Annotated in this window: 9 protein-coding genes, 1 tRNA gene and 1 pseudogene; 3 read left to right on the top strand and 8 right to left on the bottom strand. The window is 56.4% G+C overall.

Going from position 1 to position 12,694, the window contains the following annotated elements; genetic code table 11:
* Positions 1–3: 3 nt before the first annotated feature.
* Both ACM6I5_RS07760 and ACM6I5_RS07755 read left to right on the top strand, forming a co-directional pair.
* Entirely contained in the window at positions 4–1,287 is a 1,284-nt protein-coding gene (locus ACM6I5_RS07760; RefSeq protein WP_149416709.1) for a VWA domain-containing protein, read from the top strand.
* 365 nt (positions 1,288–1,652) lie between these two features.
* Complete coding sequence (locus ACM6I5_RS07755) at positions 1,653–1,841, top strand: hypothetical protein (protein WP_149416710.1); 189 nt, start codon at positions 1,653–1,655, stop codon at positions 1,839–1,841.
* 376 nt (positions 1,842–2,217) lie between these two features.
* On the opposite strand, the gene ACM6I5_RS07750 is transcribed toward ACM6I5_RS07755, so the two are convergent.
* Entirely contained in the window at positions 2,218–2,883 is a 666-nt protein-coding gene (locus ACM6I5_RS07750) for a hypothetical protein (RefSeq protein ID WP_149416711.1), read from the bottom strand.
* A gap of 416 nt (positions 2,884–3,299) precedes the next feature.
* Between ACM6I5_RS07750 and ACM6I5_RS07745 the strand changes: the two are divergent.
* Positions 3,300–4,177: pseudogene (locus ACM6I5_RS07745) on the top strand (IS3 family transposase); the annotation flags it as partial.
* A gap of 785 nt (positions 4,178–4,962) precedes the next feature.
* Here the strand turns inward: ACM6I5_RS07745 and ACM6I5_RS07740 are convergent.
* The 7 genes from ACM6I5_RS07740 to ACM6I5_RS07710 form a co-directional block, all read right to left on the bottom strand.
* Positions 4,963–5,943, bottom strand: a complete 981-nt coding sequence (locus ACM6I5_RS07740; protein WP_149416712.1) for an integrase domain-containing protein — start codon at positions 5,941–5,943, stop codon at positions 4,963–4,965.
* A 914-nt stretch (positions 5,944–6,857) separates the two neighbouring features.
* Positions 6,858–8,180: a tyrosine-type recombinase/integrase gene (locus ACM6I5_RS07735; protein WP_149416713.1), complete on the bottom strand. Its 1,323-nt coding sequence runs from the start codon at positions 8,178–8,180 to the stop codon at positions 6,858–6,860.
* A gap of 171 nt (positions 8,181–8,351) precedes the next feature.
* Positions 8,352–8,427 (bottom strand) — tRNA-Thr (locus tag ACM6I5_RS07730).
* A gap of 130 nt (positions 8,428–8,557) precedes the next feature.
* Positions 8,558–9,799, bottom strand: a complete 1,242-nt coding sequence (locus tag ACM6I5_RS07725) for a nucleoside deaminase (RefSeq protein ID WP_414883492.1) — start codon at positions 9,797–9,799, stop codon at positions 8,558–8,560.
* 298 nt (positions 9,800–10,097) lie between these two features.
* The gene (locus ACM6I5_RS07720) at positions 10,098–11,327 is read right to left on the bottom strand and encodes a methyltransferase (protein ID WP_414883491.1); all 1,230 of its coding nucleotides are present in this window, start codon (positions 11,325–11,327) and stop codon (positions 10,098–10,100) included.
* Entirely contained in the window at positions 11,308–11,997 is a 690-nt protein-coding gene (locus tag ACM6I5_RS07715; protein WP_008024975.1) for an ABC transporter permease, read from the bottom strand. The genes ACM6I5_RS07720 and ACM6I5_RS07715 overlap by 20 nt, the downstream gene beginning before the upstream one ends.
* Positions 11,994–12,689, bottom strand: coding sequence for an ABC transporter permease (locus ACM6I5_RS07710; protein WP_017336014.1), 696 nt, complete (start codon positions 12,687–12,689; stop codon positions 11,994–11,996). The genes ACM6I5_RS07715 and ACM6I5_RS07710 overlap by 4 nt, the downstream gene beginning before the upstream one ends.
* Positions 12,690–12,694: the final 5 nt, after the last annotated feature.

The following is a 12,694-nucleotide window of genomic DNA, read 5'->3' as shown; positions in this document are numbered from 1 at the left end:
AACATGCAGCGAGTAGTTCGCGATACACAGGCCAGCAAGGAGGCAGCCGCAACGCTTGAGGAGACGGTGGCAGTAATTCGTCAGCACTTCCCGCCCAGTATCGCCCACTTGTATGCCATACGGCGTCAGGGCCGTGACGGGGTACTGGAGTGGTGGTCGGAACTGGCAGGCCAACCGCACCTGTATACCAGCCTTGATCGTCAGCAACAGGCAACCCTGCTGCAGCTCTATGAAGAACGTCAGGCCGCCGTGGCACAGCTTGCCCAGGAGCTCGCTAGGCGCGGTCAGGCTGGCTCCGCTGCAGCGCTTAACTCGCTGGTAGGCCCACCGGACCTGAACAACCTGTACAGCGTTAATGGCGAGCCACTGGTCATTCGCTGGGGGCAACCCGCTCCGGCTCCGGCCCCCAAGCCCGCCCCCGTGTCGTCCAAAACACCTGAACCCGTTGTCGCCATTCCCGCGCCAGCCCCAAAACCGATCACTGCGCGCCCGGTAGCGCGCCGTCGGCGTGTGGTGCTCTGGCCGTGGTTGCTGGCGTTGTTGCTGCTGGCTCTGCTGTATTGGCTGTACCTCTACTGGCCCACGCTACGTCAATACTGGCAAACGGCAACGGCGCCAACCGCCTGTACACCAGGCCAGGCTTTCCAGCCGTCGGAGTTTGCCGTTGTACTCGACACGTCCGGTTCGATGGATACGCGGATCCGGGTCAAGCGTGAAGACGAACAGTGGTACATCAGCCTGCTAAGCAAAGTGCCGTTTCTGGAAGAGTTTCTGCCTTCTGACAAGCGTCAGCGAGTGACACGCATGGATGTCGCTAAAACCGCCCTTGGTAGCGTGATTGGCGATCTGGACAAGGGCATCAACATGCGCCTGGTCACCTTCGATGGTTGCCGAACTCCCGTGAACCATGGCGTATTTGATCCGTCTCAGCGCAATGACCTGATCGAGCGGATCAACCACCTGCGACCGTCCGGCGGTACCGGGCTGGGCATTAGTCTTGAAGAGGCTGCCAGGCAGATGAACGGTCACGATCGCGACGGCGTGATCGTCATGTTCGTCGACGGACGCGACAGTTGCGGACGGAGCGTGTGTGAAGTGTCGCAACAGATTGCCCAGACACAACCACGACTGCGAATCAACGTAGTCAACATCAGCGTCAGCACCGGCTCCAATTGCGCCGCAGAAAATACCGGCGGGCGGGTCTACACCGCCAATGATGCCGCCGCCGTGGCTAGCGCACTACAGGAAGCCAGCCAGGAGGTTTCAAGCTCGTCGGGCTGTAACTGAAGCAACGTATGCGCAGTGCACCTGCTGTACGTAGGCCAAGGGGCGATGAGTGCCAGATTTTTTGTCGTATGCCTGAAATTACTGGCCGTTTAGACGTCTTGGGAAATACCCTACTCGATCTGTCGATGCCCATCTGATCGTCCCTGGGAAATCTTGACTCTAGGCTGCTGCGCGTCGCCGACATCTTAGCGATCGGGTGTGGTAACCCGGAGTGGTTCAATCCCATGCGGCCTATGGCAGTTGTGCGCGGGAGGCTTTCGAGCCTACCGGGTTCGGGATTCCCCCGGTTTACCACTCCGCGTGCAGCTGCCACCCATTCGTGTGGTAATGGATGAATGTGTCAGCTCCACTTATGGAATCTCGACATGAAGAAAATCGTCCTCGACCCACCGCTAGAAAAACCCATAGAAACTGCCTACACCGTCTTCGGCAATTGCCAGACCGGGCACTCTCCCCTGTTCGCTGTCTGCTCCGATGTCGCCGCCCATGACGCGCTGGTGCACATCTTTATATCTAAGCTGTGTCCCGTCCTGAATAAGGTTTACACCTTCTGACCCATTCTCAGGAGGGAGTAATGAGTACGCGAGAAAGGCGCAGTCAGCGTGATTACACGCTGACCTTTAAATTGTCGGTCGTCGCTCAGGTCGAAAAAGGCGAGTTGAGTTATGCGAAATTGCGCTCCACTTGACCACCCGTTTGCATTCGACCTGACCAGTCACTTGCATTCGTTCTGACCAGCGATTGCATCGGATTTGACCAACACGCGTTGTAACCATGATCGGCAGAGAACGGCCAAAAGTGGCCAGTCAGCAATGGTTGCGTTCTCCAGCTTCGCTACCCTCGCTGAGGAAAAGCACGCTGCAAAGCGGCCTCAGCTGCCTTTCACGAAATCCTGCTTCGTCCTCCCGCGGACACTCTGCTCAGGTTGTTTCATTGATTGCGCTGATGATTACTATCGAACGGCTTGCCTGTTTGGTTGCTTCTCTGGTAAGCAGCCGTTGCAATAAACACTACGGAAATGTCGTACATTACATCGCCACCTCTCGTTGTTTTATAGATATTACAGCGCATTTTTCCCTCTCCCCGAAGAGGAATTACCTTAATATCCCCTCCATTCCGGCTCTTGGTTCGACCTAGGTCCAACGGCGCAGAAACCAGCTCTCCCGTCTCAATCTTGGCAATCACAAGATCCCTCGGTATCGTTGCGAACGACCTTTGCCTTGTTTGTTGGTACAAAGAATTGAGTCCCCGGGCAATCAGACTCACACACATCTCATCCACCTGCGTCTTGAGCGTTTTGCCATCCTTCCTGGGGGGCCACCGCACAAAGTCTCCTTGAAGAGTTGAAACTTCTTTCTTTAGCAAATTTGCACCTTCTGGTCGAAATCCAGGGGCATCCGCAGCGAAAACATAGGTAACCATCGGGTGAAAAGTTGAGGCCAATAAACGTGAATTGCTGTTGGCGAGACTCTGTTTTACATACGCCTCTGTATACCATCGAGCCTCAACCAATACTCTATTTTTGTCGTTTTCCGCGTAGGCTCCATTGAGGACGGCCAAGGAAAAAACGGTTGTAGCAATCACGCCGAAGTTCATGTGAGATCCTTTCTGGTTTTGATCATGTTAGCCGGCCGATATGTAGACAACCGTACGCCAGCAGCAGTTGAGTGAAATTCCCGTAGATTACAGGCGCAGCCCTAGTTCCGTCTCGACCGATTTTTGTCTGCCATAACAGGCCGCTTTGGCTCCAGGCTGTGTGAAAACGCATGCGCCGTTTTGAAGTCTGCGTCGCTACATAAAATCTGCCAGCGTTTGGTTAACCAGCAGACCGAAAAGTTGCATAGGACCGCGATTTTCGGCCCCATCCTGACTATCAAACGTGCTCTAAAACGTTTTCACACAGCCTGGGTCGTTCTCCGCCGGTCATTTCCACTAATCGTGCTGGTCAAATCCGATGCAAATGACTGGTCAGGTCGAATGCAAATGGGTGGGCAAGTCCGTGCAATTACCCAAGTTATAAAGAGGCTCAAGAGCGCTATGGCATTCAGGGTAAAACCACCGTACTGAACTGGTTACGCAGGCATGGTCGGGAGGACTGGAGTCAAGGCGCGTCCATTCACTCCAAGAGACCCCGTTCCATGGATGAGCCCGGTAAACCGCTGACACCCGAACAGCGAATCAAAGAGCTTGAAGAAAGGCTTGCTCAAGCCAACCAGAAAGCTCAGTTTTTCGAAGCAGTCGTTGATTTTTTGAAGAACAACTTCGGTGTTTCTGTCGTAAAAAAGCGATCCGGCAAGTCCTCTCCCAAGGGCAGATCCAAGACCTGAGCATCAGTCGGGATTGCCAGTTCATGGGGATTTCCCGTCAGGCTTATTACAAGCGCAACCGGGCGTGTGATGCCCGGGCCCGTCATGCCCAGGACGTGATGGGATTCGTGAGGGAAAAGCGACTTAGGCAGCCGCGCCTTGGCACCCGAAAACGTCACAATCTAATCCGCACTGAGCCAGAAGTGTCTGTAAAGGTGGGTCGAGACCGTTTATTCGATATCTTGCGAGATCGGCGCGAACTGGTTCCCCGCAGACGGGCCTATCACAGAACGACAGACAGCCATCATCGCTTCCGCCGGCATCCAAACCTGCTCAAAGATGGGCCGACTCAGGTAGTCGCCAAGGCGCCAGAGCAAGTATGGGATGCGGACATCACCTACTTACCGACGCAAACGGGTGTGGCCTATCTGAGTTTGATCACCGATGCGTACTCCCGAAAAATCGTAGGGCACCATGTCCATGAAGGCTTGCACACCGAATCGGTGATCCAGGCGTTTAACAAAGCCCTCAAGCAGCGGACAACGGAGCAACGTTCGGTGCATCACTCGGATATGAGTCTGCGCCAAGTGCATGTAACGCGCAAAGACCGACGTCCTAGGGATTTATCACCGGAAATTCATGCTTCTGCAGACGAGTGGCTCATGAAAAATTTCGGTGTTTTCTACCGGAGCCAGTCAGTATTTGTGACTTCAGATTTAAATGTTGCTATTGCATATGCAGACTCTCCAGCGCATGTTGCGAGAGTAGTGCCAATTGATAACTATAGTTTTTGCTAGTCAAAACAACTGAGAAATATGATGGAATTATTCATCGGCGGGGTTGTTATCCGCAGGGTTCATCAGGAGCTTGATGCGGCAGGCTATACGGAGTCGGATTTGTCGTCCGCGCATTCAAGTGGCCATGAAGTTATGCTTTTCTGCGACTCATATTTATCAATCCCTCAAAATTTATTATAAAAACGGGGCCAGGCCACGGTGTTTCGATAGACACATGCGGCAACGTCCTCGCACCAAGTGGTGACGGGAAGTAGCGCGCCGCTGAACGGAACGAAGTGCTTCCCCTTGCTTCGCTCGGTATTGCCTAGAGGCCGAACTGCCACGATCTTCCCAGCCGCTTCGTGAGCAACCGCATAGTCAGCACAAAATAATAGCGGGTTGATTGCGCATGCCCATTCAGGCGGTGATTTAAAAACCATACAAGATGCTTCTGCTGCCACGTCCACGGACTATCTCGATGCCAGCGATCGGTAATAGCGGCCTGGATGGCCTTGGCTTGCCGAATATGGCGGAAGCGCGTGGCATGTGACCCACTCCGCCTGCCAAAAACAGCTCCATATCGAACGCTATGGTCATGCCCGTCCACCGATGTACGTCGATGTTATGTCGATACGTCCGTGACCCAACTCATAACTGATTTGCATACGAGCCTGACGATCTAAACGTGGGTCTAGCTGAAAGTAATGACCGCCATTAACGGGCGCAAGATATTGTGTGATTTGCTCATAGCGCTCACACGCATAGGCCGCCCGTAATTCGTGGAAGCCTCTGAGATTATGTGCATGCAGAATGTCCCGCACGGGCCGGACGACTGCCCGTTGAAAATCCCGGTAGCTTTCGCCAGGCGCCAGCAGATTACGACTACCAACGGGTGAGACATATTCGGCGTAGCCCAATGCTTCGCAAACATGATAACTGGTGACTATCCAGCGAGGTGCTGTTGCTCCCGAACGACCTCCTTTGGTGCCTTCCTGAATATTGATCCTGCCAAGTTGTTCCGCTTCTCGTTTCAAGCGCACTAGGTCTGCCAGGATTGCTTCGCGCAAGCGCATCCCGGTCGCTCTCGCCAGTTTGACAATGGCCGTAGCACGCGGCATCTGATGCTCGCCGAGGGTCTTGATGATGTCTTCAACCCGCTCACGATTTTGACCTTGTGGCGCGGACGTGCGAACTGCCATCCGCTGTAAGCCCAGCGCCTTGCTCGGGCTTGGCGTTTTCACTGCCTGATCACCGCGAAGCGCGGCCAGGGTGCGGTTGACTGTGGATAGCCGATTTTGCGCCGTCGCTATGGCTAGCTCGCCGCGCTCGACCTGCTGCCGTAAATGTTGGGCATAGTCGCGCAAGGTCTGTCGATCAATCTGCCGCGCATCATTAAACCCAGGTCCAGCGTCTGATCGACACCAGCATGCAAACGCCCGCCAACGGTCACTGTGCGCCTTGACCGTGCCGTAATGCCCGCCGCCAAACAGGTCTTTCAACGCCTGTGGCCCGGCATAACTCAGTTGGCGGCCATAGCCAAAATTCCGTCCATCCCTTTTGCCTACCAATGCCATGATCAAACTCCTCTCGAAGCTAAACCCTTAAAACCTTTCCCCACGTCATCCCGCCAAAGAATGTTTAGTGTTATCTGGGATCAAGGCCCCTGCGACCTGTGAGGGTTGTCCTCTAACGCGGGACTGGCGGCTCTTTACGACCGGGAGCTTGGGCATCTCATGATCTGGCCTCCTGAACACTTCCGAAGACGTGGGCGGGTGGAGGCTGCGCTGGCTGACGAGACCAACGCCGCGAGATCCTGAGTTAGGTAAAAGCAATGATGCGATGACCGGGGCATGCCTGACTGTCAGTCAGGTGCAGTCAATTCCTTGGGCTGCGGCACCATCATCTGCATCGCTGTTGCTGGTGACTTCGGTGTTTGTCACGCCGATTGTCACGAGGGGGAATGCCGCAAAGCCTTGTACGAGTTGGGCTGCAGTAGCGGTACGAGCGCCCGTCTCTTTCCAGAAGAAAGAGACGGGCGCAGGTTGGCGCAAGGAAATGGCCAAGCGGATAGGTTGCTGCAGGGCAGCTATGAAAGGGATGAGTTGCCGCAGTGGGCACACTGGTAAAAGTAGACATCCATCACATCGCTGTGACCGTGCGAGCCGCCGGACGCTAATCGCACTTTGGGAGAACCACCACAGATGTGGCGTAGCCTTAAAGGCTCTGGCTACCTGGGTTGCTGTCAACGACAGCGCTTTGCCCGATCTTTTCTACGCCTGTGGATAATTCGAGTCAAGGCTCGAATTTTCGGGAGTTCTGAGGCTGTGGATGAAATTATCCATCGGTGGAAATCAGTGGTTTTCCACAGATAGTTGCGTGGGCTTTAGATTTTTTAAGTGAGGTCCATCCAAGCAAGGGCGGCTTTGCAGCCCTGTTTGGATGGACCCGCGTGGACAAGCGGGATCACTGAGATATAAAGACCGAGCGCTTACTCATTTGCGCCACGTTTTGCTTTTAAGCGAGTGACGTTTGGTCCGGTCTGGTTGGCGAATTCGTGGGGGGTGACATGCTCCTGTCGATTCGTCTCCAGGTACCGGCTCCACCAGTTCATGATCAATCTGCGCTCCTCAATGAATTCGGCCTTGTGGATGTAAGCGGCGCGGACGTTGTTGCGTTCTTTGTGGCTCATCTGCCTTTCAATGGCGGTCTCGGACCACAGTCCTGACTCAATCAGTGCGCTACATGCCATCGAGCGGAAGCCATGGCCACAGATTTCGGTTTTGGTGTCGTAACCCATATTTCGAAGCGCGCTGTTCACCGTGTTTTCAGACATCGGTTTCGACGGGTTGGCATCGCCTGCAAATACCAGGTCGAATTCGCCGGTGAGGGTGCGGATCTGTTCAAGCAGGGTCACGGCTTGCGGCGATAAGGGTACAAGGTGGATGTCCCCGGCCATCTTCGTACCCCTTGTGGAAAAGGGTACTCCGTCCAACGCGGGTCGAGTGTCCGGTATCTCCCAGGTGCCGCGCTTTAGGTCGAACTCGCTCCAGCGGGCGAAGCGTAGTTCGCTGGAGCGCACGAACACATGCAGCGAAAGCATGACTGTCAGTCGGGTAAGTGTGCGGCCTTTGTAGGTGTTGATACGCTCCTGCAATTCAGGCAGACGTGATAAGGGTAGAGCGGGGCGATGAATCACTCTCGGGGCTTTGATCAAGCCTTCAAGGTCGTAGGCAGGGTTTGCCGTAATGTGCCGAGAACGTTTTGCCTCGCGCATGATGCTTTGCAGGTAGTTTTGTACCCTTAAAGCGACGTCAATCGTGCCGCGCTTCTGGATCGCTTCCAGAGGTTGCATCAGATCATGGGTGTCCAGATCGACAATAGAGCGAGCGCCGATCAGCGGGAAAACATGGGTTTTGAGGCGGCTCAGGACGGTCTTGGCATGGCCCGGAGCCCATTTGGCAGACATCGCTTTGTGCCAGTCCAGTGCGGCGCTTTCAAAGGTTCGGCCTTTGATTGCGGCCTGCGTCTTGGCTTGGTGTTTGGCCTCTATGGGGTCGATGCCTTTCGCCAGCATCCGCTTGACCTCCAGGCGCTTGTTTCGAGCATCGGCGAGGCCGACCACGGGGTAGCTGCCGAACGAGGTCAGTCCTTCGCGGCCATCAGGTTTTACATACCTGAGACGCCAGCCTTTACGGCCATTGGATTGGACTAGAAGGTAGAGGCCGTCGCCGTCGAAAAGCTTGTAATCGCGGTCGGTGGGCTTGGCTGAGCGGCAAGCCGAATCGGAGAGTGGAGCAGTGGTGCGCGACATAAGGGTACTCCCCTTTTATCGAATTACCTTACCCCTAACACTACCCCTAAAACGGTTGGAATCCACCAGTTTCTGACGGAAACCGATGGAACGCCAAAACGAAAAAACCCGCCAGAAGGCGGGTTTTTCGGGAGTTCCAGAGATTTTGAAAGCCTTCTCTGGAACCTTGTATGGTGCCGGCACCAGGAGTCGAACCCGGGACCTACTGATTACAAGTCAGTTGCTCTACCAACTGAGCTATACCGGCGTGTTAGGGCGATGATTATAGCGATTGGGTTGGTTCTGTAAACCCCTGAATTCAGACTATTTTTGCGCAGGCGTAAGACCAGCCCCGCAGACGCTTCTGCGGGGCTGGAACGGGTGGATGTTTTGACGCCTTACACGCCGTTTTTGACCGCGTTGATCAAGTCCTGACTCAGCACCTGCGCCGGTGCCACTTGCACGCTTTGCGTATAGAACGGCGGCAGGTTCTGAGCCAGTGTCGACAACGCTTGCGGGGTGGTATTGCCCGGCAGCAACACGTATTGCAGGTTGGACGGATAGCTCTGCGGCACGGGGCCTTCCATGGTCGAACCGTAGGCGCCGAAGGTCATCACGGCTTGCGGCGTTGTCGGGTCTGGGGCGTAGAGGAAGACGAAGGTGCCGTACTTCGGATGGGTCAGGTATTGCGTGGCTTCAGCGCGTACGGCCGGGTCGGGGTCGTTCATCAGGGTCCAGCGCATGACGGCGTAGCCGCGGGTCGTTTCCATGAACGCTGTACGAATCGGCGACTGGTTCTCGACACCTCCCATACACACCAGCAGGTTGCCGAATGGATCGATCAGCGCCACCGAGTTGAACACCGTGCTTTGTTGCGCGGTTTTCAGCAGGGGAGGCGCGAGCTCGGCGCCGGGATCACGCGGGTTCGACGATTGCACGGTCAGCGCAAACGGGCTGAGCGCCGTGAGTGCCTGGCGCACTTTGCTGCTGGCCGGCAGGGTGGCCGGGTTTTTCAATTGATCCGGCGGCAGGCCACTGTTGTTACTGGCATCGCGCACGGTGTTGACGCTGGCGGAGAAGATCGAACTGCAGAGGAAGTACGCTGCAGAATCGATCGTCTGGTTGGCAAAAACAGGACTGTTCGAGCCCTGATAGGTGCGGCTGACCGGCGCTGCAATCGCGTAATAGCCCCACGTACTCTGCGCTTGCTGACGGATTTGCGGCGGCAGCGACGGAAAGTTGAACAGGCTGTTGTAGTTGATGCCCGCGTAGTCATCGATCGCACTGACTGCGACGTTGAATCCTGCGGTCAGCAGCGAACCGGCGCACATGGCGCACGGGTCGAGCGTGGTGACAACGGTCAGTTGATTGGGTGGCGGGAGGTTCAGTGGGGCGACGTTTTCGTAGTACCAGTCGACCAACTGTCGTTCGCCGTGGGCGGTCGGGTCGTGGGGTAGAAAGTAAGTCGAGCCGCTGCCGGGAAAAGGCATCAGCACGTTGTTGTGCATTGCAGCGATGACCTCGCCCGTTGCGTTGTTGATGATGGCGCCGCCCACTGCGAAGGTTTGCTGCAGCGCAGCGTAAATGGCTTCGTTGGCGACGGTATCGACGGCTTCCTGCGCACTGTTCAATGTGCTCATGTTTTCCCAGCTCCTTGCTGTCCCTGACGCCAGAGAATTCTGGCGCATGGCAAAGATAGTCGAGGATTTCAGGAGCGTTTATGTTCTTTTGGCTTAATGCTTATGCACAACGGCGCCTTCGATGCACGTGGTTAGGATCGAAAATGTGGATCCATTCGCATTTTCTCGCAAATGCCTGTTTTTCCGGTTTTTTATTCGAGTGTACGAAAATTGAACAGTTTGGTTTCAGCCCTGAAACAGCCGTGGATATTGGATCCACGATATTTCATCAACAGAGTTATCCACAGGCTGTGGCCATTTAGATGCGTTCCGCCAGCAACAGGAAATTACGCGGTGTGAGTGGGGTTTCACAGAAGGTGCCGAGTCGAACGGTGTAACCCTGCTCGGCGAGGAAAAGTGCTCGATCAAGGTTCAGCCAGAGCTCCAACGGGCGTCGGAAAAGTCCGCGTAGCAGCTCCAGATTACGAACCTCTGCCAGTCGCTTCCAACCGGCGGTTTCGAGCCCTGACCAATCCTGCGAGCCGATTGTGGATAACTCTTTAAGTGCGGCCAAATGATGGCAGTAATCGGCAAAGGATTTGTCCAGCCAGGCGCTGGGCAGGGAAGGCGTGGGCAGGTATTCATCAACGCCGCGCACTTGTCGTTGCAACAGGTCGAACGCCAGGCGTCGGGCCATGGACGTATCGCGCTGACGTCGGACGCGGGCACCGGCGGTGACGGTTTCGCTCATCGGGAGTGAGAGATCATCGAGTGACAGCTGTAGGTCGGAGCGTAATCCGACAGAGGAAACGGGCTGGTACGCAGGAAGACTGATCCGGTTATAGCAACACGGCGCAATCGCCATTTGTTTGCACCCGGCGGCGCTGGCGAGCTGAATCAATCGCACATGCAGATCGCCACAGGCGTGCAGTGCGACAGGAGTGTGATCGGCGTTCAGCAAAGTGGCGGCGTCAGGCGCAAGAACATCCTGCTCGACATGCAGTGCATGCAGTTGATGACGCTGGCTGAGCATCTGGCCACTGAGGACCAATGCGGGATCGTGCTCAAGACAAGTGAGCCATTGGCCGGTTTGCAGCAACCGTCGCCCCAAGTGGCCCTTGCCAGAACACCAGTCCAGCCAATGTTTGGGTGGCACAGCAAACGACAACCGATTGGCAAACGCCTCGATCTGCTGCCACTTGCGTCCCGGCACATCGACATTCAAGCGATGTCCGGCCGCTTCGAGTGCATGAGCCGGCAGCTCGCCCACGGAGCCCAGCTCTTGGGATAACGCCGCCAGCGAAGCAAATGGCTCCGGTGCATCCAGCAGACAAGGGTGGTTATGGCTGTTTTCCGCGTCTTCCAGCGAACGTCCGCGTAGCCATACCGCCAACTCCGGGTAGGACGCTTCCCAAGGAAGCCGCAGATGAGTAAACGGTCGAGGCTTCCACAACGCCTGATGCTCAATCAGAAAAGCATCCAGCGCCGTGAAACGGGCGAGCAAGTCCTCGCCCGTCAACACGCGGGAATCAACGCCCCTGGCAGGCATCGACGCGCAACCAGCGCTCCAGCAGCTTGAAGCCGCGAACCAGCACGTAAGCCATCAGCAGATAGAACATGCCCGCGGCGAAGAAGATTTCCACCGGCAGATACGTCCGGGCAATGATGGTGCGGGCCATGCCGGTCAATTCCAGCAGGGTCACGGTGCTGGCCAGGGCACTGGCCTTGAGCATCAGGATCACTTCGTTGCTGTACGCCGGCAAACCGATGCGCGCCGCACGGGGCAGGATGATGTAGAACAGCGCCTTGGCCCGGGACATGCCCAGGGCGCGCGCCGCTTCGATTTCACCCGGCGGAATCGCCTGAATCGCACCGCGCAGGATCTCGGCGATGTAGGCCGCGGTGTGCAGCGTCATGGTCGCCGTGGCGCACCAGAACGGATCGCGCAGGTATGGCCACATCGAGCTGTTACGGACCGCATCGAACTGCGCCAGGCCGTAGTAGACCAGAAACAGCTGAACCAGCAACGGCGTGCCACGGAAAAAGAAGATGTAGCCGTAGGGGAATGCGCGCACCCACCACAGGCGCGACGAGCGCGCGATGCCCAGCGGAATCGCCAGCAACAGGCCGGCGATCACGGCAATGGCCACAAGCTCCAGGGTCAGCGTTGCGCCCTGGGCCAGTTTTGGCAGCCACTTGATGATGACTTCCCAGTTCATTGGGTGCTCCTCGCGAAGCCGCGAGCGGCGCGTTTTTCCATGAAGTGCATGCCGGTCATGGCGAGAATCGTCAGGCCCAGGTACATGAATGCCGCCACCATATAGAAGGTGAACGGTTGCTTGGACACGGTCACGCCGATCTGCGCGTGACGCATGATTTCTTCCAGGCCGATCACCGACACCAGCGCGGTGTCTTTCATCAGGATCATGAACAGGTTGCCCAGGCCGGGCAGGGCGATGCGCCACATCTGCGGCATGATCAGCCGGGTGAAGATGCGAAATTTCGACAGGCCCAACGCAACGCCTGCTTCACGGTGACCTTTGGGAATGGCGAGGATCGCACCCCGAAACACTTCCGTGGCGTAGGCCCCAAAACACAGGCCCAACGCGATCACGCCGGCGGCGAAGGCATTGAGTTCGAGGTCGGGGTTGCCGAAAAACTCGCCCAAGGCACGCATCAGGTTGACCGTGCCGAAGTAGATCAACAGCACCCAGAGCAATTCCGGGATGCCGCGAACCAGTGTCGAATAAGTGCCGCCAAGCCATTGCAGCGGCTTGTACGGGGAAGTCTTGGCCAAGGCGCCGAGCAAACCGAGCACCAGCCCGAGACACAGGGCCGAGAGTGCCAGTTTCACAGTCATCAGCGCGCCAGCGGCGAGCGCCGGGCCGAATCCGTAGAGGTCGATAATCATGGATT

It is taken from the genome of Pseudomonas sp. IT-P171, from assembly GCF_949767765.1.
Classification (GTDB): domain Bacteria; phylum Pseudomonadota; class Gammaproteobacteria; order Pseudomonadales; family Pseudomonadaceae; genus Aquipseudomonas; species Aquipseudomonas fluorescens_B.
The sequence above is the reverse complement of the archived record's forward strand: the minus strand, read 5'-3'. Positions and strand labels throughout refer to the sequence as shown.